Below are 21536 nucleotides of genomic sequence, written 5' to 3'. Positions count from 1 at the left end.
TTATTACAAATATGCTATTTTATAATGGCTAAAATGATAATTAAATAGGGCTATGTTAAAGGGATATATTATTTTTGAGCCATGAATATCCTAATCCTTGGTTCTGGCGGAAGAGAGAGCACCTTCGCCTGGAAAATTTCTCAAAGCCCATTATGTGAAAAATTATTTATTGCACCCGGAAACGCCGGTACACAGCAATATGGTAAAAATGTTAATATTAAAGCTACAGATTTTGATGCTATTAAAGCTTTTGTGCTTCAAAATGAGGTAAACTTAATATTAGTTGGGCCAGAAGAACCCTTAGTAAAAGGTATTCATGATTATTTCTTGGCCGATGACGATTTGAGAAATATACCTGTTATAGGACCTAAAAAAGATGGTGCACAGCTAGAAGGCAGTAAAGATTTCTCTAAAAATTTTATGGAGAAGTATAAAATCCCAACCGCCGCTTCTCAAACATTTACTGTTGATACTTTAAAGGAAGGTTTAACTTATTTGAAGCATCATCCGCTACCAGTGGTTTTAAAAGCCGATGGTTTAGCTGCTGGTAAAGGTGTTTTAATTTGCAGCACTTTAGAAGAAGCGCAGACAGAATTAAAATTGATGCTAGAAGATGCTAAGTTTGGCGAGGCCAGTTCTAAAGTAGTAATTGAAGAATTTTTGAGCGGGATAGAGCTTTCTGTCTTTGTTTTAAGTGATGGTAAAGATTATATCATTTTGCCAGAAGCTAAAGATTATAAAAGAATAGGTGAAGGAGATACAGGTTTAAATACTGGCGGAATGGGTTCTGTATCGCCAGTGCCATTTGCCGATGCAACTTTCATGAAAAAGGTTGAGGATAGAATTGTTATCCCTACTGTAAATGGTTTAAAGACAGAAAATATTGATTACAAAGGCTTCATATTTATTGGTTTGATGAATGTAAACGGAGAACCTTATGTGATAGAGTATAATTGCCGTATGGGCGATCCAGAAACAGAAAGCGTTTTCTTAAGAATAGAAAGCGATGTGGTAGAAATGTTACAGGCTGTTGCAGCTGGAAGAATTTCTGGATACGAGTTAAAAGTTTCTCCTAAAACAGCAGCTACAGTAGTAGTGGTTGCAGGTGGTTATCCTGGAGAATATATGAAAGGAAAAGCTATTACAGGAATTGAAAATGTAGAGCAGTCTATAGTATTCCATGCCGGTACAGAATTAGAAAACGGAATCGTAAAAACTAACGGAGGTAGGGTATTAGCAGTTAGCACTTTACAGGATGATATTTTCACGGCTTTGCAACAAGCTACTGCTGATGCAGGCAGAATCTATTTTGATGCGGCTAATTTTAGAAAAGATATAGGTTTTGATTTGATATAGAGGTATAAAATCAACAATTTTACTCATATTTACCCAATATTACACAGTGTTGGGATTGTTAATAAAATCCACTGTTAATTTTACAGTGGATTTTGTTGTTTAAGGGGTGTTTTTCTTTGATTTATCCACAATAGTGTAATCTGGCACAATATTCCCTCTTGAGGAGTCATAAATAAGCTTAATGATTAAAGGGTTTAAAATAGTTTTTGCGTTTTTACTGATACTTAGTATAGCTGGCTGTACTAAGAAGAGGTATGAATGGGTAAAAATTAACCCCGAGAAACTCCATTTGGCTAAAACAGCTAAACCTTACAGCGAAAGTGTAAGAAGAGTTAATATTTATATAAGCGCCAGACAAAAAGCAGAAATATTAGTTTATACAGATGCTGATACCTTCTTACAACAAGATGCAGCACCTTCTGCTCAGCCAATATCAAAGGTTAATAGACCAATAAAACAAAATAAAATTGCTAAGCTTGGTACTCCAAAAAAGGTTGTGGCTAAGAAAGTTTCAGCCGTGGCTTTAGTAAAGTCAGCTCCGGCCGTTAAAGAATATAAACAGGTTAAGGTTGCTAAGCCATCAGTTAAAGAAAAAACCGATGAAGAGCTTGCTTTATCCAAATTAAACAGTGCCTTAATCTTGCCAAAGAAAAAGCCTAAGCAAACAATTCAGCCTAAAGAAACAGTAGCAGAAAGTGTAACTCCAAAAGAGCAAACAAGGCAGCAAGCCGGTGTTTCTCAGATCTTTACAGATCAAGCGGATACTAAAACGCCAGAAGCAACTCAAACCAGTCCTAAAGTGGTAGAGCGTAAAGAAGTAACAAGTTCTCCCACAGAAGAAATGGTAGACGCAAGTCAGGCTGATCATTTAAATGCCCAGAGCGAAGAGGTAGAAAATACTGAAGATGGCACTTTCAAGCGTAATAATTACATGTGGGTAGGTTTGGTACTGATTATAATAGGTTTAATTATTGGGCTTGTATTTGGCGGCATGGCTTATTTTATCTCAGTGGTAGGCGTTGTTTTTCTTTTGATAGGTTATTTCTACAAGGTATAAATTAAAATGTCTGAAGATTTTAATCTCCAGACATTTCCTACTTATTTCTTATCAAAAATCTCTTTGAGCTTATCTTCTAAAGCTCCTCCTCTTAAATTTTTCGCTACTATTTTACCGCTAGGGTCTATCAAAAAGTTCTTAGGAATAGCATCAATACCATAAATTTTAGAAATCTCTGAGCTAGAGTCTATCAGTTGTGCCCAAACCAAATTATCCGCTTTGATAGCTTTTTGCCATGCATTTCTATCCGTATCAATAGAAACACCTAAAATAGTAAAGCCTTTATCTTTATACTTTTCGTAAGCACTTACTACAAAAGGGTTCTCTTTACGGCAAGGGCCGCACCATGATGCCCAAAAATCAAGTAAAACATATTGTCCTTTGTATGATGACAATTTAAGCGGTATGCCTTCAGGTGTTTTCTCCTCAAAATCTGTTGCCATAGCACCAATACCAGTTACTTTTGCTATGTCTAACTTCTGTTTAATAACGGCGGCCAAAGGATATTTCTTAACCTTATCTTGTAAACCATTAAATAAGCTTTCTGCTTGGCTATAATCCATATCATCAATACCTAAGTCTTGATTAAAAGCATAAAGACTTATATAAGATTGTGGATTAGCTTTAATGAAATTGATGATTTGCGCTTTTCTTTCTTCCAGTAAGTTTAAATAACGTTCTTGAAAGCCTTCAATGGTTTCTTGCTTGGCTTTTTTCTCTGGTGCTAAAGCTGCAAACTCTTTATTTAAAGCAATTAATTTACTTTCTGATGCTTGTATGGAGGCTTTGTAAGCTAAATCTTCTTTAAAAATATTTAAGCCATTCACTTTAGCTTGTGCAATAGAATCTTTTGCGTTAAGGGTAGCATTCCCTGGCTCTATAAAAAAGCGGTAAACGTCTTTTGGTCCTTTATCCTTTAAAGCATTTCCTTGATGCTGTAATAGCAAAACGGCAATACTAGGTTCTTTTAAATCAAAATTGAAACTAAATTTCCCGTTATTGATAACGGTAGAGTCTATCACTTCTGCATTATTTTGTATATGGATAAAGTATAGCTTCTTGTTCTGGTTTGCTGCTGTAAACTCGCCTTTTAAGCTAAACTGTGCAAAAGCTAAAACCGGAACCTGCAATAGCAAGCCTAAGAGTATTTTTTTCATGCGTTTTAGTTTAATTTTTGATATGTACGCCACCATAAATCTGGCATTTCACCATTAACAGCCAGCTGATAATCTTCATACAAGCAAGGTACAAAATGAAATCTTTCATTTTTAGAGCCAGCTGATGGATAAGGTACTTGCATCCACCAACGATCTGTTTTTTTACTTTTAACAAAAATCAGCTCATGACCATCTTCCTGTAAACTGGTCTTATATACGATATAATCTGATTTAGGGTTCATCGGGAAATCTTTCTTACGGTTATAAAAACCATCTAAGAAACACCAAATCATTTGTGCCATCAACATAGCTGATTGCCCATTTTGATCATAAGCCGGATTAAATTCGTAAAAACCTATCGAGCTTAATTTGTCACTATAGCCAGCATATCTACAAAGCTGACAAGCCTCTTCGCCGTAAAAACCATTAGGCGCAGCATTTCCATTGGCCACCGCATCAGAAGAACGTATGCTACTGATATCAAAACTTATCATATTAGCGTTTCTAATAGTAGGTTCTGCTAAGTTTACGGCGCCACTAATTTCCCCTAAACGTTGTGCATCAAAAAATAGCTTATCCATCACCCTTAAACTATCCTGACTTACAAAATAAGTTTGGTAGCCTAAATTGCTAAAGTTGAATAAGTAATTAGGTTGATGCAAGAATATTTTATTGAGGTAAGACATGGCATCTGTAGCTAAAGTTTCTTCTTCCTCTGCCTCATTCATATCAAAATGAGAATCTATTACCAATAAATCTACCTTTTGCTCTAAATCTTCATAGCCTAGGTACTGTGCATAGGTTAAATCTTGGCTTCCGCCGATGATAAGCGGCAAAATATTCAACTTTATCAGCTCGGTAGTAACAGTTTTTAAGGCAATATAAGTGTCTGATAACTGATGGCCGGGTAAGATATTTCCTAAATCAACAATTTTAGATTTATATGCACCTTCATTGAGGCTGTATAATTTCTCGCGAATATAATCGGGCCCCAAAGCACAACCTTGGTTGTTGATAGCGCCTCTATCATCGCAAACGCCAATAATGGCTACATCAAAACTAGCATCTTCTAAAACAGGAAAATCTGTTTCATAAGCAGTAATTTTCATGCCTAAATGGCTGGTGAAAAAACCAGTTTTAGGTTTAAGTTTTTCAATATTGATGGGAGAGAAAAAATCTGCTAACGACATATTTTGGTATAAATCAAATCAAATATCTAATTTTTCTGTTAATTGATATTAAAAATTACGATTAAACATTTTATATCATTTTTAGCTGCTATTAATCAGCTAAGAATATTTAATTTGCCTTTTTAAATTAGCGGCATGATTTTAATTACAGGAGCAACAGGATTTTTGGGTGCACAACTTACCAAACAACTTTTAGTTCGTGAGCATAAAGTAAGGTGTATCAAAAGAGTGTCTTCTGTAATTCCGGAAGTCTTAAAACCTTATCAAAATCAAATAGATTGGGTTGATGCTGATATCTTAGATATTGCAGACTTAATAGATGCTTTTGAGGGTATTACTCATGTTTACCATTGTGCGGCTTATGTTTCTTTAAATAATTACAACGAAAAGGAAATGATGGCCATCAATGTTGATGGAACAGCCAATATCGTAAACCTATGTTTAAGCTTCGGCATCACAAAGTTGCTTCATGTAAGTTCAATTGCTGCATTGGGCCAAGTTAAACCTGGCGAAATCATCACAGAAAACAATTATTGGGATGCTTATGATAAAAATGGCGCTTACGCTATCTCTAAATACCGGGCAGAAATGGAAGTTTGGCGTGGTATAGAGGAAGGTTTGAAAGCGGTTATTGTAAATCCTTCTGTTATTATTGGTGCAGGTATAGGAAAACAAGGCAGTGGTAAAATATTTGAAACCGTAAAAAAAGGTTTAAACTACTACACATCAGGTGGTACAGGCTTAGTAGATGTAGAAGATGTGGCCTGTTTAATGATTAAGCTGATGGAGCATGAAGTGATAAATGAGCGTTTTATCATCAATGCAGAAAATTACAGTTTTAAACGTTTATTTACAGAAATTGCTGTGGCCTTAAACTTAAAAGCCCCAGAAAAAGAACTAAAAGAATGGCAAGCAAGATTGTTTTGGCGCTTAGCTTCTTTTTTACGTTTGCTTAAAATTAAAATACCTGTGGTGTCAAAAGATTTGCTAAAAGCAGCATTTCAAACCCAAGAGTATAGTAATGATAAGGTTTCTTCCTTGCTTTCTTATCACTTTACCCCGGTAAACATGAGCATTACCAAAAGTGTAAATGGTATAAAATCATTTTAATTTCTCTAATTTTCCATTTTTTTAAAATCATTTATGCATTTTTGGGCTTAAAATTTTTTAAGCTTTGAATCAGTATTTTATCATAGATTTCGATAGTACTTTCACACAGGTGGAAGCATTAGATGAACTGGCAAGAATATCTCTAAAAAATCATCCAGATAGAGAAGCCATCTACAAAAAAATAGAAGACCTTACCAATTTAGCTATGGAAGGTAAACTTTCTTTCTCCGAAAGTTTAGAAGGCAGGGTTAAATTGTTAGAGGCTAATAAAGACGATTTAAAAAAGCTTATCAAACATCTAAAAACCAAAGTTTCTGCTTCTTTCTCTAGAAATAAGGTGTTTTTTAAAAAACATGCTAAAGAAGTATTAATCGTTTCTGGTGGTTTTAAAGAATTTATTACACCTGTAGTAACGCCTTACCATATCAAAAAGGAGAATATTTATGCCAATACCTTCATCTTTGACGAGCAAGGTAAAATCATCGGTTATGATAAAGCTAACCCACTATCAGAAGAAGGGGGTAAAGTAAAACTTTTACAAAGGATGTCTTTGAAAGGTGATATTTATGGCATTGGCGATGGTCATTCTGATTTCCAATTGAAAGAATCGGGCTTAATTAAAAAGTTCTTTGCTTATACCGAAAATATTGAGCGTAAAGCAGTTGCCGAAAAGGCAGACCATGTAACCCCAAGTTTTGATGAGTTTCTTTATGTAAGTGATTTGCCAAGAGCTATTTCTTACCCTAAAAACAGAATTTTATGTTTAGTGGTAGGTAATGTTCCGGAAGAAAGTATTCAATTACTTAAAAAGGATGGGTTTTCTATCAGACACAAAGAAACCTTTGAGGATAAATATGTTAAAGATGTAGGGATGTTACTTTTGGCTGATGGTGAAAAGGTAGATAAAGCTACACTTAAAAAAGCCGGAAAGCTTAAAACAATAGGCTATTTTGGCAATGCCAAAGGTAATATAGATTTTGATGTATGTACCGAAATGGGTATCGTAGTTTTTGATAGTGTAAAGAGCAATCTTACCCACAAAACGCTTATTGCTCGCCGTATGGCCGATTTTATCAATACCGGAACCACCTACATGAGTAGTAATTTTCCTAATCTGCAATTGCCAAAAATTGCAGGTTCGCACAGGCTTATCCATATTCATGAAAACGTACCGGGTGTAATGGCTAAAATCACCAAAGTATTGGCTAAACACCAAATCAATATTGTGGGGCAGTTCTTAATGACCAACCCTTTAATTGGATATGTAATTACCGATACCGATACAGAATACGATAAAGCCTTACTTAAAGAAATGCGTAAGGTAGAAAATACCATTAAGTTTAGGGTCTTGTATTAGGCCCTAAGCTGCTTTTTTAGTTTCAAGTAGTTCATCACAAAGTAAATAAACAAGGCAACAACACTTAAGAGCATTATTGGAAAAGCAAAAAGACCAATATTCATCCATATTTTTCCACCTTGGATATGGTTAATCTTGCTTAAAGCACCAATAATTGAGAAAGTTAATCCTACTAAAAAGCCAGTTAAAGCAGTATATTTAAGAGTTTTCATAGCTAAAAATTTATTCTAATTTAATAAACATTCTTTTTATGAGCAATAGCCAAATATTACCCATTCTAAATGCTGAAGAGATAAGAGTTTTAGGTGCTTTGATGGAAAAGAGTAAAACTACTCCAGATTATTACCCTATGACGCTGAATGCTTTAACAGCAGCTTGTAATCAGAAGACATCGCGTAAACCTGTTGTTGCTTATGATGAAGAAACGGTAGTGATGACTTTAGACTCATTAAAGAAAAAGGGCTTAATTTCTACTGCAACAGGTGGTGGTAGCAGAACGGTAAAGTACAAACATAATTTTGCTATTGTTTTTCCGGTTGTGCCACAAGAAGTGGCTTTAATTTGCTTGTTGTTTCTACGCGGTCCGCAAACACCTGGCGAACTAAACACCAATTCTGGTAGATTATATGAGTTTGAATCTATAGAAGATGTACAGCAAACTTTAGAAAAACTAGCTACAGAAGAACCAGCTTATGTAGTACAATTGCCCAAAAGAGCCGGACAAAAAGAAGCTAGATATGCCCATCTATTTGCTGATGTTGTATTAGATGAAGATGATGATTTACCTGAGGAACCTGCTCGCAAATCAGTTGGTGAGTTGGAAGCTCGTTTAGCTAAAGTTGAGGATGAACTAGCCGAGTTAAAAGCTGCTTTTGATAAGCTGATGAAAGAATTGATGGGATAGTTATAGCGTAGAGAGTAGTAAGTAGAAAGTTTAGAGTAGAAAGTAAAAAGTATAGAGTACAGAGTACAAAGTAGAAAGACCCTAAAAGCGGATATTTAGGAACTTCCAATAATATTAAATCAAACTTTTCCTAAGAACGAGGGATGGCCTATGAAGATTTGGAAGTGTAGTCAAATAAATCTTTTGTAAAAACTCTCATAAAGCAGTATCAGGAAACAATCCAACGGGTGTTGTAAATACTTTCATCAAGCAATAGCATTCACACCACTCAGGATTGTGGATAAAGATTTATTTAGACGCAACGACAAATATTCATCAGCCTTGATTTATTCATTTTTTGTTTATGGTTTTTCTTAGGCATTCATGAACTCGTTCCTCGTTTTTTGTTCAATTTTTATCAAGAAAAAAGTGCCTAGGGCTGGTCGCCTATGAGGCCGGAAAGCCTTGAGCGAATTGCCATTATCATAAGCTTCACTTAGTTTAGTAATCTTTAATGATAATAATTATCCGCCTCAAGAGCCGGCGGGGCCCATTACTTTTTAGAGGAAAAAAGTAATCAAAATCCTTGATCAATCCCACAGGAGCCTTTGCCACACAAGGCTTACCCACACTCAAAAACAGGGAGCGCTTATTTTTGCTCGTTTATGCTTATTGAAAGTTAGTAAAAGCTTTAACGCAAAACCGCATACGCTATAGGCTTGGAAGTGTAAGATTTTTTAATTTCTGCTGCTGTTTTTTCGTTTTTCTGGCTCTGGGGGATTGCTCACACACTTCGGGATAGGCTGTTTTTTATGAATGGTTGTTCCTGTCTGGGAGTATAAAGTAAAAAGTACAGAGTAGAAAGTATAAAGTACAGAGTAGAAAGTATAAAGTACAGAGTAGAAAGTATAAAGTACAGAGTAGAAAGTACATAGTACAAAGACCCTAGAAAGTGGATATTTAGGAACTTCCAATAATATTAAATCAAACTTTTCCTAAGAACGAGGGATGGCATATGGAGATTTGGAAGTGTAGTCAAATAAATCTTTTATAAAAACTCTCATAAAGCAGTATCAGGAAACAATCCAACGGGTGTTGTAAATACTTTCATCAAGCAATAGCATTCACACCACTCAGGATTGTGGATAAAGATTTATATAGACGCAACGACAAATATTCATCAGCCTTGAATTATTCATTTTTTGTTTATGGTTTTTCTTAGGCATTCATGAACTCGTTCCTCGTTTTTTGTTCACTTTTTTTTTCAAGAAAAAAGTGCCTAGGGCTGGCCGCCTATGAGGCCGGAAAGCCTTGTGCGAAAACGCCATAGCCGGAAAAGAAAGAAACTATTACCCAGCTAGGATTTGAAAGCCCATTTACACAAACAATAGTTAAGTTCAGGATGCCCTTCACAAACATCCTAAACTTAAAATTTATAAGAAATAAATCTTCTATTTACACTCACTCTCTTCAAATACAAAACCTTTATCAAAACTGATGGCAGCATGATCTTTAAAATAGGTTTTTCCTAAATATGATTCTATCTCGCCATAACCTTGATATAATTTTCCGTCTTTTTTCAAGAAAGCTAATGGATTTTTAGAAATGGTACCTTCTGCTTTAAAAGTATAATCAACAAAAAGTGTATCGCCTTTAAACTCTCCTTTTATTTCGCCTTGGCTATCATCCTTTTCAAAGAAATTAAAAGCCAACTCGCCAGTTATTTTACCATCAAGGTTATTTATTTTAAGATTGGCCGAGTCTTTTCCTACAACCGCTGTAAAGCATTGTGAGGCTAAAGCATCTTCGCTTTCTGCCACTACCGTAGTGTCTGTTTGCGTTGTTTTAGGCTGATTTTGATTACAAGCCATCCATACAGAGGCCGATATAAATAAAGCTGCAAATACTGATTTTTTCATGGTTTTATATTTTAATTAAATGTACTTAAATTTTTTCCGCTTTGTCTTATCCAAAAGGGATGTTTTGCGCTTCCTATTTTTTGCGAGCTATAAATACCGTTATGACCAGAAAACAAGTAAGCCACCACACAACTTATAGCTATATAAACGGCAGAAGATGCTCCAAAAAGCTCAATCCCCATTAAAATACAAGCTAAAGGGGTATTGGCAGCAGCAGTGAACACGGCTACAAATCCCATTCCGCTTAATAAATCTATAGGTAACGGTAATATGCCTGATAAGGCACTGCCTAAAGTAGCTCCAATAAAAAACAAGGGTGTAACTTCACCACCTTTAAAACCTGCACCTAAGGTTATAGCTGTTAACAAAATCTTGATAATGAAGCCATAATAAGGTTGCTGTACATGGAAGGCATTTTCTATCGTGTCTAAACCTAAACCAATGTATTGTGTATCGCCCCAAATCAATAAAAAACAAATCACCATACAGGCACCTACTACAGGTTGGGCGTAAACATTAGGAATATATTGTTTAAAACTGTTATTTATAAAGTGATTGGTATTGGCAAATAATCTTCCGGTTAAACCGAATACAATACCGGCTAGAACGGCTATCAAGATATTTAATACATTTAAATCTGGGATATTCTGAATGATGTAATGACTATGCCCAGGGTCCCACAGATTACAAACCCAATAGGCAACAACAGCAGCAAGAAGACAAGGTAAAATAGCTTCGTAAACAATGGCACCAATTAAAAATACTTCTAAGGCGAATAAAGTTGCTGCCAGTGGTGTACCAAATAAAGAGGCAAAACCGGCACTCACACCACACATCAATAAAATTCTGCGGTCTCTTTTTTTAAGTTTTAGCCAACTATTGGTTTCATCTGCCAAGGCTGCCCCCATTTGTACGGCCGAACCTTCTCTGCCTGCCGAACCTCCGAATAGATGCGTTGCCACTGTGCCAACAAATATAAGAGGTGCCATCCAAAAAGAGATTTTCTTCTTGGGTTGATGTATTTCTTCGATGATGAGGTTATTACCTCTTGATGCTTCCTTATTTAGCTTCTCATAAAAAAAAATGATAAGCATCCCCGATAAGGGTAAAAAAGCAATTATCCATAAATGTTGTTCCCGAAAGTTAGTAGCCCAATTTAAAGCCATCAAAAACCAGGCTGATGCTGTTCCGCTTAAAGCACCAACAATACTACAGATGAACAACCACTTCAATAAAAACTTGAAGCCAAGCAAGTTATCCAAAAAAGTAAGTTGCTTTAACTTTTCTATTTGATTAAGCTTGGGTTTGGTATCGTTCATCATTAAAATGGAGGCTTGTGCTAAGCTTTTTACCCTATAAATTTCAAAAAGTAATAAAACTTACCTGCCAATGCTCAAAAATAAAACAAATTCGTTCAAAACCTATTTTATAGGCTTAAGGCCTAACATCAGTATCAACAAATTTGAATTTTATGACGTTTAAGAAATTCTTAATCAAACAAATATTGTAATTTTGCAAGCTATATATTTAGAAAGGAAGATTATGTTGGAAACACTTGATATTAAAATAACTAAGGTTAAAGAGTCTAGATTGCCACAGGTTGATTTTGATAATTTACCTTTTGGTAGGGTATTTACAGACCATATGCTTGTTGCTGATTATGTTGATGGGCAGTGGCAAAATTTTGAGATTGTACCTTACGGTGATATAAGTGTGAGTCCGGCCATTTCTTCTTTACACTACGGACAGTCTTTTTTTGAAGGCTTAAAAGCCTATAAACATGCTGATGGAAAGGTTTCTGTTTTCCGTCCGGATAAAAATGCAGTACGTTTCAATAAATCTGCAGAGCGTATGTGTATGCCTACTTTACCAGAAGATGTTTTTGTAAAAAGCATTGCAGCTTTGGTAGATGTAGAAAGAGATTGGATTCCTACAAGAGAAGGATATTCTTTATACATCAGACCTTATATGTTTGCTACCGATAGGTTTTTAGGTGTAACGCCATCAGAAACGTATAAGTTTATGATATTAACTTGCCCTGTTGGTGCATATTTTTCCAAAAACTTAAATGTTAAAGTAGAAACCGAATTTTCTAGAGCTTGCGAAGGTGGCTATGGCTATGCTAAAGCTGCCGGAAATTACGGCGGTTCTATGTATCCGGCAAAAAAAGCTTTGGAGCAAGGTTATGACCAATTGATTTGGACAGACGCTAAAAACCACGAGTTTATTGAAGAAATGGGTGCAGCAAACATCGCTTTTGTAATTAATAACAAAGTGATTACCCCATCTACTCGTGATACCATTTTAAATGGCGTTACCCGAGATAGTGTTTTAACCTTAGCTAAAGATTTTGGTTATGAGGTTGAAGAAAGAAGAGTTGCTGTTGCTGAGGTTTTAGAAGCTATCCAAAACGGAACTTGTAGCGATGCCTTTGGTGCTGGTACTGCTGCTACCATTGCACAAATAGCTACTATTACCCATGAAGGTAAGGTTTATGAATTGCCAAACCCATCAGAAAGTGTTTTTGCAAACAAGATGAGAAGCACTTTAGATGATCTTAAATGCGGTAGAATTGAAGATACCAGAGGCTGGAATTATATTGTTTAAGCTCTCTGTATTTTAAGATAAAAAAAGAAAACCCTTAGCAATTTGTTAAGGGTTTTTTTAGTTTTTGTGGATGGGTTTAAAAATCTTAATGATACACTAAGCTACCTGCTTCGTGGCTTGTTCGGGGTTTGTTCAGAACCGAAGGAATATTTCTCGAAGAAGTCTCGAAGCTGTCTCGAAGAAGGTCCCTACCCATTTTAGTGAAATTTATTCTCGTAAAATCACCAAATCTTTGTGCTATAGAAACACCTATTAAAATTTTCATATCTCAATGTGGGTATTTTAATGGCTTTAAAAGCTTTTTATCTATATGGGCTTAGTAACTGTACTCTGGAAACTTAAAATATAACTGGTTTTTTAAAAACACTATGAATCAGCAATGACAAGAATTTAAGGTGAAATGAATAGAAATTTGGGGTGGATTTTTGAGGAGAGGATACACGAAGGTATATTAAATGATAACATGAAACACCTTTACTCTTCAATTTAAATGTTAAATAGTTTGGGTTTTGTAAACAATAAAATTAAGTATGATTTTAAATGTTAGCTAATACACTTAAATATTAATTTGTGTTTTAAAAAATTTCTCACTAAATATGTGTGACTATTTATAAGATAAATGCTGCCTTGAAATTTTAGAATAGATTTTTACCATGTTAAACAAATAGATAGTATTTAAATTATTATAATCTTATTTTTAAGGTTTAAATAAATTTATAGAATAAATGACATACAATTTCATAGACTTATTTGCAGGAGCAGGAGGGCTTTCAGAAGGATTTATCCAAGCTGGTTTTGAGCCTATTGCTCACGTTGAAATTGAAAATTCTGCTTGTAATACTTTAAGAACAAGAGCCGCTTATCATTACTTGAAAAATGGTAATAACTACAATAGCTATATTTCTTATTTAAAAGGAGAAATAACACGCAATCAGTTATATTCAATTATACCTAAGAATATTCTAGACTCTATTATCAATCTACCTATTGGCACTGAAAATAATAATGCGGTTCAAAAGCAAATAGATAAATCTTTAGGGAATAAAAAGGTTGATTTAATCATTGGAGGGCCACCATGCCAAGCATATTCATTAGTTGGAAGATCACGTTCTAAAACAAAAATGGAAGGTGACCCTAGAAATTATTTATTTATACAGTATGCCGAGTATTTAGAAAAGTATAAACCCAAAATGTTTGTTTTTGAAAATGTTTTAGGATTAAAATCAGCAAAAGGGGGCTACTATCTCCAAGAAATGGAGAAGATTTTTAACCAAAAAGGTTATCAAATAAAATTATTCACTCTCGAGGCAAAAAAATTTGGCGTTTTACAGAATAGGAAACGGATTATCATTTTGGGATGGAAAAATGATAAAAAGATTAATATCCCAAACCTAGAAGAATTTGTTACAGAAAGCAATTATTTAGTCAAGGATTTATTACAAGATTTACCAGTTATAAAAGCTGGTGGAGGCGCAGATAAATATTTAAAATACAGAACTGAAACAACTGAGTACTTAAAGTCTTATGCTTTACGTAATGGAATAGATGTTCTAACTCAACATATAGCTCGTCCGCATAGAGATTTAGATAAAAAAATTTATAAAGAGGCAGTTCGTAAATGGAACAATAATAAAGAACGGCTGAATTATAATGACTTAGATGAAGAGCTCAAAACACATCATAATAGAGATTCATTTTTTGATAGGTTTAAAGTAGTTGCAGCAGATTTACCTTACTCGCAAACAGTAGTGGCTCATATCGCTAAAGATGGTCATTACTATATTCACCCTGATATTCAGCAGAATAGATCTTTAAGTGTTAGAGAAGCGGCTCGCTTACAGTCTTTCCCTGATGACTATTATTTTGAAGGAGAGAGAGAAGGCGCTAACAGAACGGCTGCATTTAAACAAATTGGAAATGCTGTACCACCTTTAATGGCTAAGGTTATTGCAGAAAAGATTAAGGAAATATTATGAATGAAGAGTTAAAGGAGAAGCATTTTAAACCCAAGGCCCATATTCTTACACTACTTGGAGAGGAGCTTATTAAAAATCCTGTAATGGCAATATATGAGCTTGTTAAAAACAGCTATGATGCTGATGCGAATAAAGTTGATGTATATTTTCGGGATGTTGATGATTTGGAAAAAGCTTCAATAATAGTAGAAGATGATGGGATTGGAATGACAAGTGAAATTGTAGAAGATGTTTGGCTTGAACCAGGCTCTGACTTTAGAAAACCTGTAAACAGAGATGGTATAAGAGAAACATCAAAATCGCCAATTTTTAATAGAATCCCTATGGGTGAAAAAGGGGTTGGTCGATTTGCTGTTCATAAATTGAGTACCAAAATATTATTGATATCAAGACCTTTATTAGTAAAACATGATGAAAATGCTAAAGAAATAATTTCAAAAGAGTTAGCAGACTATGAAATCGAGTTATTTATAAATTGGAAAGACTTTAATCAATCCAAGCATTTATCTGATATCCCTATTAAATGGAAGCTAAGAAAGGATTCAACAACTTTTAGGTTTAAAAATACAAGTGGTACATATATACATTTAAGTGGTTTAAAAGAAACTTGGACTAAAGGTATGGCAAGAGACCTGAAAGGACATACAATTTCAATGTTGTCACCAAAACTTTCAGAATTAAATTTCAGAATAAATTTAAGTTTCGATAACCAGTGGCTAACAGATTTTCCAAGCGCAAGTAGCATACTTGATGAATCCCCTTTTAAACTTTATGCTTTAATTGATGATAAATATAATCTAAGTTTTGAATACGAGTTTTCTCTTAAAAACAACACTAAAATAGGTTCGCGAAAAATAAACGGGAAAGAAAATCCAACTTTATATGAAAAGAACATTAAAGGTGACATTAAACCTTTCATAAGGAAAGAATTAGAACAAAAAGAGTATCCCAAAGAGCAGTTAGAACAAATTCTATCAGATTTTGATAATGAAGAAAAAATCCCATTTGGTAGCTTGCTATTTGAACTAAATACTTTCGACTTAGATTCTGATTCAATGAGGGACTATACAAACGAACCTCAAGTGATAAAAAGAATATTGAAAGATAATTCAGGTATTAAAGTTTACAAGGGAGATTTAAGAGTATTCGATTATGGTGAAAAGGGAAACGATTGGTTGGGAATAGACTTAAAAAGGGTTCAAGATCCTAGTTGGTTCTCTAACAACTTAGTTTTTGGATATGTATATCTTGATTCAGAGAAGTCAAGTTCTTTAGTTGAAAAAACAAATCGGGAAGGATTCGTTGAGAATAAATCATTTCTACTTTTTAAGCACATTCTTGATTATATACTTATTCAATTTCAATCAGAAAGGAAAAAGGATAGAGAAAGATGGTATAGATTAAATAAAAAGAAAACCAAGCTACTATTTGATGATAAAATAAATTTATTTAAAAAGTTGCTTGATGATGCAGACCTGAATAATGAGGAGAAGAAGAAGCGTATTTTAGAGGAAGCTGAATCAATTGAAAAAAAATATGAGGAAGATAAGAAAATCTTATTAATTCCTGCGGGTGTTGGAATGACTGCATCAGTTGCATTACACGAAATTGAAAAGTTAGTTCCAAGAATGGAAGAAACTGTCAAATCAATTCCATTAAGAAAGGAAGTAATTACAAACCAAGTTGAAGAACTAAAACAGTACACGGAAGGAATAATTTCAGTATTAAGAAAAGGTGGTGATAAAGATATAGATATACAAGAATCAGTTCATAGAGCTTTTAATAATTATAAATTAAAACTTTTAGATAGGAAAATTTCATATAGAATTGATATTGAGGATACAATCAAAACTCTAAAATGCGACAAGAGATTCTTTATTACTGTCCTTATGAATTTGATTGATAATAGCATCTATTGGCTAGACACAGTTTATAAAGAGTCAAAAGAAATTTATTTAAAGGTTCTTAAAGAAGAAGAATCAATTATTATTCTAATAGCAGATAATGGTCCTGGCTTTAAAGATGACATTTCAGAACTTATTCGTCCTTTCTTTTCAAGGAAGGCTGACGGTATTGGTATAGGTCTTTATTTAGTTGATACTATTATGCTGAAATATGGGAAATTTGATATTTTAAATAATAATGAAGAAGCATATGAACTTGGGATTCCATCAAATTTAGATGGTGCTATTGTAAAACTAGTATTTAATAAAGGACAATTATGATAAATTACTTAGAACCAAACGTTGTTATAGTTGACGATGTCCGTGAAGAAATTCAAGGGATTTATGATTATTTCTCTCAAAAAGGAATAGGTTGTAAAGTATACAATCCCGATTTATTTGAAGGTGATGCTCCTCCCGCATCTCCTTTATCTGACGTTAGTTTAATCTTTTTGGATTTACATTACTCAGATAAATTCGACCCAGAATTATGTGCTGGTTGGGTAAGACAAATTGTTAAGCCCAAGTCATTCTACATCTTAGTTATGTGGACAAAAGATAAAAGTAAAGGTGAAAAAATTTCCGAACTACTAATGACTCATAATTTAGTTCCATTTTTAACAATCACAAAGAGTAAAATTGAGTTTCAAGTTCCAAATGAAACTAGGTACAATTTTGAAACTTTGATTGAAGACTTAAATCGCCAACTTGATTCAACACCATCTTTAGAAGAAATTCAAATTTGGAAAAAATCTGTTAAACAATCTACGAATGAAATCATAGGAAACCTAACTAAAAATCCTGCTTTGTTAGTAGATAAATTAAAGAAAGTAATAATTTCTCACGGTGGTACTTCGATAAAGGAGATTGACGATTATAAGCATAAAAGAGCAATTCTTTTTGATGCATTAGACACAGTACTAATATCTAACACTAAAAAGAATATCGATTATGAAATAAGTAATTTAAATCAACAAACACTTTACAATCTTCAAGAAGTAAACAATACTGAGGCTGATAAAGAACTAAATAGTTGGTTTCATTTTAAATTTAATAAAGAACTCCCTGAAAGTCTAATATCTCCAGGTTTAATTTCTGTAAATAATCACAGTCTTTTCAAAAATCTATATTCTATTCAAGATGATCCAAAGTTGGAAAAAATATTTAATGTTCAAAAACATAAGGGAATTAAAATAGAAGACATTGTCTTGGTGCTTTCTAGACCTTGTGATATTGCGCAAAAAAAATATGGTAAAAACATTAAACTTCTTAGTGGAATAATAATTTATAATGCTTCCAGAAAAATTAATGGCAAGATTGATTTTGGTAATACAACTTTACCAGACTCAATTAAAAAGTATGAACATTTACATTTCTCAGATTTAGAAAATGATGTTACAATAATTTTTGACTTTCGATATAGTTTTTCTGTTCCAGAAAAAGTTTTTAAAGAAAAATTTAAAAACATACAGGTATTTAACAAAGAGCTTCTTTCAGAAATTCAAGTTGAGTATAGCAGTTATTCTAGTCGACTTGGAATAACGCAATTATTCTAAATGATTGACTACTTCAATATAGTCTACTTCTGCTGAACCAGAAGCTTGATATTTATAAATATCAATTTCTAGTTGAATTATTAGAAGGTAAAAAACAATTAACAGAAAGAAACCAGTTTCTTGTTAGACTTAATTTAAACTACGTAAAAAAATTCGGTTTTGTTGATTAAATAAGGGAGTAAACAATTCTCCCTACCCCTCACTTCTTCTCCTTCAAGCCTCTATCTAACGCATCATTAACCAAAGTTTCAAACTTGTTATAAAATTCTCTTTTATGGATTGCGGGGTAAACCTGAGTCATTAAAATAGCGATAGCATTTCTTTGTGGGTCTATCCAAAACATCGTATTAAAAGCCCCGCTCCAGCTTAATTTACCCACTTTAGCGCCGTTTGCCAAGCCTTGTTCGGTTGCAATCTCGAAACCTAAACCAAACTTATTTTTACCTACTTGTAGGTCGCCAATTTGGTTTTGCGACATCATTTCAACGGTTTCGGCTTTTAAAATTCTTTTACCACCATAAGTGCCTTTGTTTAAAATCATTTGTAAAAACAAGGCATAATCTTCTACGGTAGAGCATAAGCCAGAACCTCCCGAAAGGTAAGTTTTAGCTCCTCTAATAGGGTAATTGATGTTAAATTTACCGCTAATAGGGTAAGTCTTAATCAATCTGCCTTCTTTAGTTTCGCTGTACATAGCTGCTAAACGGTAAGTACTTTCCGGAGGCAAGAAAAAGTAAGTGCTGTTCATCCCAATCGGGCTAAAAATATTTTCTTTCAAGAAGAAATCTAGCTTTTTACCAGAGGCAACTTCTATCACATATCCTAAAACATCGGTACTTAAACCATAATAAAACTTAGCATCTGGCTGTACGCCTAAAGGCAAAGTACCTAGCTTTTTCATGCTTTGTTCTATGGTGATATTTTTTACCGTGGCTAAATCTGGGATATCATGTTTATCATAGATTTTTTTTAAGGTAGAATCTGCAAAACCATAACCAATACCCGATGTATGGGTGAGTAAATGCTTAATGGTAATTTCTTTATTTGCAGGTACGGTAGTATAGGTAGTATCGGCAGTGTTAAAATTGGCTAAAACTTGAGGGTTTTTAAACTCGGGGATGTATTTAGAAACAGGGTCGTCTAGTTTCAGTTTTCCTTGTTCAACCAAAATCATAGTAGCTACAGATATAATAGGTTTGCTCATAGAAGCAATTCTGAAAATATCTGTTGGGCGCATTAAAGCTTTAGCTTCGCGGTCTCTAAAACCAAAGCCTTTATCGTAAATAACCTGCCCATTTTTTGCTACCAAAGCAGTTGCACCAGCTGTCCAGTTATTAATAAGGGCCGAGCCTAGTAGGCTATCAATCCTGTCAAGATTAGTTTCCTCAATCTGTAATTTTTTAAGATTTTGAGCCGCTACAAGTTTATCGGTAATCTGTTCTGAGCAGGCACTTGTTAACAGTAATGCCGCTATAAAACTGAAGTATTTAATATTTCTAAACATATTAGTTTTGTTTATCTCTTCTTCTTTTTTGTCTTTCTGCTTTTCTCTTCTCTCTACGTATTTTAGCTTCTTTTAGTTTAGAAGCTTTTGCTGCAATTTTTTCTTCTTGCTCTTTACTAATGCCCACACTCTCTTTTAGCCCCATAAAGATAACTTTCCACATCAAATTAAAGAAAGAGCCATCGGCTGGCCGCCTATAAGTTGGATAAGAAACTCTTAACGCCTCATTTTTAGACGGATTACTTTGTTTCAGCAATAAAGCATTGGCCACCAAAGAAATCAAACCCATTTTTTTAAGGTTGTTATCTTCATCTTTTTTCATGAGGGTAACGCTTAAATCATGATAATTGATTTTAACAAAACCGCTAGCGCCACGTACATTTCCTTTTGCAGAAAAATCTAAACTATTAATCGTTCCAGACCTAATCATTACCATGGCTAAAGGTCTGGTAATGGGGTTTATGGTTTCTATAGGCATTTTTCCTAAAGAGCCATTATAGCTAAAAGCACCTAATTTATCTGTCAAATCAAATTTGATATGGATATTTAAATCACCACGACCTAATAATTGGGTTTGCAAATGGGCATCTGCAAAATGGTTTTTAGCAAGAAAAGTATAGGTATTGGTTACATTAAGTAAATAACCTCTTAATTGATGAAAAGCGATGGTTCCTTTAGCTCCTGTTTTAGGATTATACTCGGTATAAGCAATTTTAGTATTGTTTAGCTCGATGGTATCTGTATGGATAGCCCAATTTACCCTTTGCAAAGCTAAATGAGGGAAGTTTTTACCCTTGTCAATCCCCTTAGGTGCTTTCCCACGGTTTAAGAAAACAGAAACATCGCCGTTTTTAAGCAGTACCTTTTGTGCCGATATTAATCTTTCATCAATAAGTGAAGGATAGTTGATGTTTTTAAGACTAATGGTATCAAAACTAATTTTATAACGCTCATGCTGTTTCACAAATAAATTAGAAAAATCCATTTCGTTATAGCGTGGTACTAGCCTAAATTTGGTAACTAAAAACTCCTTTTTCAAGGTAGAAAACTGCATTTTATCTAGTTTCAGATAGTATAGAGAGTCGGCCGTTGGATAGCTATAATCTTTCAGTTCGGCAATAATATCTTTGGTTGTAAAAATTCTGGTACTATCGTATTGTGCAGCAGAATCTATCAAAATATCATTCAGTCTGATGTTGAGATTGTCTAGATTAGTGATATCTGGTTTGTGTAAAGACAAAGACCTATCAATGTATTTAAACTTTACATTGTTAAAAAAAATAGAGCCTACCCTTGCTGATTTTAATAGGTGTTTTATCTTCTGGTAAGTGGTTCTATTATCCTCAAGCCTTTTTTTAGGATTTTTTAGTCGAGTGTATATGATATTTAATTCGGGCCTAGTAATGGTTATGGCATCAATATCCAGTTTCCTATCAAAATATATTTTAGATGGATGAACATTTTTTAAGCCCAGATTACTGATTTTAAGCTCAAAAAGATTCTCTGGAGCTTTTTTCTGGGCAATTAATTTACTATAAATAGCCGTATCCGGATAAATATGAATGCTGTCTAAATAAGCGCTTCCAGTTAATACATTGATACGGATATCACTAAATTTTACCTTGTACAAACTATCAGAAACATCAGTAACAGTTTTTTGCAAAATATTGGTTAACAAAGGTTTCCACTGCTTGTTAAGGTAGTAGGCGCCAATACCTAATAAAAATATAACTCCTAAAAAGATACCTAGTAGCCACTTTAAAATCAGAAATTTTTGAGGTTTTGGCCCATTCTCCATGTTGCATAAATATAATCATTATAAAGGTATCCAATTATATAGCCAGAAATATTATTCATCTTAGGGATAATAAATTTAAAGGCTGACAAACTGTCATTTTACTAAAAAAATCCTAATTTTGTA

Annotated in this window: 16 protein-coding genes; 9 read left to right on the top strand and 7 right to left on the bottom strand. The window is 33.9% G+C overall.

All coding sequences use genetic code 11. The features are described from left to right. The first annotated feature begins 81 nt into the window (after positions 1-81). Positions 82-1356, top strand: a complete 1275-nt coding sequence (purD, locus tag GJJ64_RS08705; protein ID WP_154287416.1) for a phosphoribosylamine--glycine ligase — start codon at positions 82-84, stop codon at positions 1354-1356. Positions 1357-1537: 181 nt separating this feature from the next. Then, entirely contained in the window at positions 1538-2413 is an 876-nt protein-coding gene (locus tag GJJ64_RS08700) for a hypothetical protein (RefSeq protein WP_154287415.1), read from the top strand. Positions 2414-2454: 41 nt separating this feature from the next. Here the strand turns inward: GJJ64_RS08700 and GJJ64_RS08695 are convergent, their stop codons facing one another. Further along, positions 2455-3570 (bottom strand): TlpA disulfide reductase family protein, encoded by a 1116-nt coding sequence (locus GJJ64_RS08695; RefSeq protein ID WP_154287414.1) that lies wholly within the window; start codon positions 3568-3570, stop codon positions 2455-2457. A 5-nt stretch (positions 3571-3575) separates the two neighbouring features. Next, on the bottom strand, positions 3576-4760 hold the full coding sequence (locus GJJ64_RS08690) for a formimidoylglutamase (protein WP_154287413.1): 1185 nt from the start codon (positions 4758-4760) through the stop codon (positions 3576-3578). 135 nt (positions 4761-4895) lie between these two features. Between GJJ64_RS08690 and GJJ64_RS08685 the strand changes: the two genes are divergently transcribed. Both GJJ64_RS08685 and GJJ64_RS08680 read left to right on the top strand, forming a co-directional pair. Further along, positions 4896-5870, top strand: coding sequence for an NAD-dependent epimerase/dehydratase family protein (locus GJJ64_RS08685; RefSeq protein ID WP_154287412.1), 975 nt, complete (start codon positions 4896-4898; stop codon positions 5868-5870). Positions 5871-5934: 64 nt separating this feature from the next. After that, positions 5935-7227 (top strand): HAD-IB family phosphatase, encoded by a 1293-nt coding sequence (locus tag GJJ64_RS08680; protein WP_154287411.1) that lies wholly within the window; start codon positions 5935-5937, stop codon positions 7225-7227. Here the strand turns inward: GJJ64_RS08680 and GJJ64_RS08675 are convergent. Then, entirely contained in the window at positions 7224-7439 is a 216-nt protein-coding gene (locus tag GJJ64_RS08675) for a hypothetical protein (protein WP_154287410.1), read from the bottom strand. The genes GJJ64_RS08680 and GJJ64_RS08675 overlap by 4 nt on opposite strands. Before the next feature lie 38 nt (positions 7440-7477). On the opposite strand from GJJ64_RS08675, the gene GJJ64_RS08670 reads away from it, so the two are divergent. Continuing rightward, a complete protein-coding gene (locus GJJ64_RS08670) occupies positions 7478-8131 on the top strand; it encodes a YceH family protein (protein WP_154287409.1) in 654 nt (217 codons plus the stop codon). A 1430-nt stretch (positions 8132-9561) separates the two neighbouring features. Here GJJ64_RS08670 and GJJ64_RS08665 read toward each other — a convergent pair. Both GJJ64_RS08665 and GJJ64_RS08660 read right to left on the bottom strand, forming a co-directional pair. Next, complete coding sequence (locus GJJ64_RS08665) at positions 9562-10029, bottom strand: hypothetical protein (protein WP_154287408.1); 468 nt, start codon at positions 10027-10029, stop codon at positions 9562-9564. Positions 10030-10040: 11 nt separating this feature from the next. Then, positions 10041-11351, bottom strand: a complete 1311-nt coding sequence (locus GJJ64_RS08660) for a voltage-gated chloride channel family protein (RefSeq protein ID WP_229655499.1) — start codon at positions 11349-11351, stop codon at positions 10041-10043. A gap of 220 nt (positions 11352-11571) precedes the next feature. On the opposite strand from GJJ64_RS08660, the gene GJJ64_RS08655 reads away from it, so the two are divergent. The 4 genes from GJJ64_RS08655 to GJJ64_RS08640 all read left to right on the top strand — a co-directional run bounded on the left by GJJ64_RS08655 (position 11572) and on the right by GJJ64_RS08640 (position 18111). Further along, positions 11572-12636: a branched-chain amino acid aminotransferase gene (locus tag GJJ64_RS08655; RefSeq protein ID WP_154287407.1), complete on the top strand. Its 1065-nt coding sequence runs from the start codon at positions 11572-11574 to the stop codon at positions 12634-12636. 725 nt (positions 12637-13361) lie between these two features. Beyond that, positions 13362-14612 carry a DNA cytosine methyltransferase gene (locus GJJ64_RS08650; protein ID WP_154287406.1) on the top strand — a complete coding sequence of 417 codons (1251 nt, stop codon included), beginning with the start codon at positions 13362-13364 and terminating at the stop codon, positions 14610-14612. Beyond that, complete coding sequence (locus GJJ64_RS08645; RefSeq protein ID WP_154287405.1) at positions 14609-16837, top strand: sensor histidine kinase; 2229 nt, start codon at positions 14609-14611, stop codon at positions 16835-16837. The genes GJJ64_RS08650 and GJJ64_RS08645 overlap by 4 nt, the downstream gene beginning before the upstream one ends. After that, the gene (locus GJJ64_RS08640; RefSeq protein ID WP_154287404.1) at positions 16834-18111 is read left to right on the top strand and encodes a hypothetical protein; all 1278 of its coding nucleotides are present in this window, start codon (positions 16834-16836) and stop codon (positions 18109-18111) included. Before GJJ64_RS08645 ends, GJJ64_RS08640 begins: the two co-directional genes overlap by 4 nt. Before the next feature lie 199 nt (positions 18112-18310). Here GJJ64_RS08640 and GJJ64_RS08635 read toward each other — a convergent pair whose 3' ends face one another. After that, complete coding sequence (locus tag GJJ64_RS08635; protein ID WP_154287403.1) at positions 18311-19615, bottom strand: serine hydrolase domain-containing protein; 1305 nt, start codon at positions 19613-19615, stop codon at positions 18311-18313. 1 nt (position 19616) lies between these two features. Then, on the bottom strand, positions 19617-21413 hold the full coding sequence (locus GJJ64_RS08630; protein ID WP_154287402.1) for a hypothetical protein: 1797 nt from the start codon (positions 21411-21413) through the stop codon (positions 19617-19619). Between the last annotated feature and the right edge of the window lie 123 nt (positions 21414-21536).

Origin of the sequence: Pedobacter puniceum, assembly GCF_009674685.1 — a bacterium.
In the GTDB taxonomy this organism is placed as follows: domain Bacteria; phylum Bacteroidota; class Bacteroidia; order Sphingobacteriales; family Sphingobacteriaceae; genus Pseudopedobacter; species Pseudopedobacter puniceum.
This window is presented reverse-complemented; position numbering and strand designations above follow the sequence as displayed.

Bases quoted from the DNA above. Each gene is read 5' to 3' on its own strand.
- GJJ64_RS08665 (WP_154287408.1), bottom strand. From the start codon at position 10,029: ATGAAAAAATCAGTATTTGCAGCTTTATTTATATCGGCCTCTGTATGG.
- GJJ64_RS08640 (WP_154287404.1), top strand. From the start codon at position 16,834: ATGATAAATTACTTAGAACCAAACGTTGTTATAGTTGACGATGTCCGT.
- GJJ64_RS08645 (WP_154287405.1), top strand. From the start codon at position 14,609: ATGAATGAAGAGTTAAAGGAGAAGCATTTTAAACCCAAGGCCCATATT.
- GJJ64_RS08660 (WP_229655499.1), bottom strand. From the start codon at position 11,351: ATGATGAACGATACCAAACCCAAGCTTAATCAAATAGAAAAGTTAAAG.
- GJJ64_RS08630 (WP_154287402.1), bottom strand. From the start codon at position 21,413: ATGGAGAATGGGCCAAAACCTCAAAAATTTCTGATTTTAAAGTGGCTA.
- GJJ64_RS08650 (WP_154287406.1), top strand. From the start codon at position 13,362: ATGACATACAATTTCATAGACTTATTTGCAGGAGCAGGAGGGCTTTCA.
- GJJ64_RS08700 (WP_154287415.1), top strand. From the start codon at position 1,538: ATGATTAAAGGGTTTAAAATAGTTTTTGCGTTTTTACTGATACTTAGT.
- GJJ64_RS08655 (WP_154287407.1), top strand. From the start codon at position 11,572: ATGTTGGAAACACTTGATATTAAAATAACTAAGGTTAAAGAGTCTAGA.
- GJJ64_RS08690 (WP_154287413.1), bottom strand. From the start codon at position 4,760: ATGTCGTTAGCAGATTTTTTCTCTCCCATCAATATTGAAAAACTTAAA.
- GJJ64_RS08635 (WP_154287403.1), bottom strand. From the start codon at position 19,615: ATGTTTAGAAATATTAAATACTTCAGTTTTATAGCGGCATTACTGTTA.
- GJJ64_RS08675 (WP_154287410.1), bottom strand. From the start codon at position 7,439: ATGAAAACTCTTAAATATACTGCTTTAACTGGCTTTTTAGTAGGATTA.
- GJJ64_RS08685 (WP_154287412.1), top strand. From the start codon at position 4,896: ATGATTTTAATTACAGGAGCAACAGGATTTTTGGGTGCACAACTTACC.
- purD (WP_154287416.1), top strand. From the start codon at position 82: ATGAATATCCTAATCCTTGGTTCTGGCGGAAGAGAGAGCACCTTCGCC.
- GJJ64_RS08670 (WP_154287409.1), top strand. From the start codon at position 7,478: ATGAGCAATAGCCAAATATTACCCATTCTAAATGCTGAAGAGATAAGA.
- GJJ64_RS08695 (WP_154287414.1), bottom strand. From the start codon at position 3,570: ATGAAAAAAATACTCTTAGGCTTGCTATTGCAGGTTCCGGTTTTAGCT.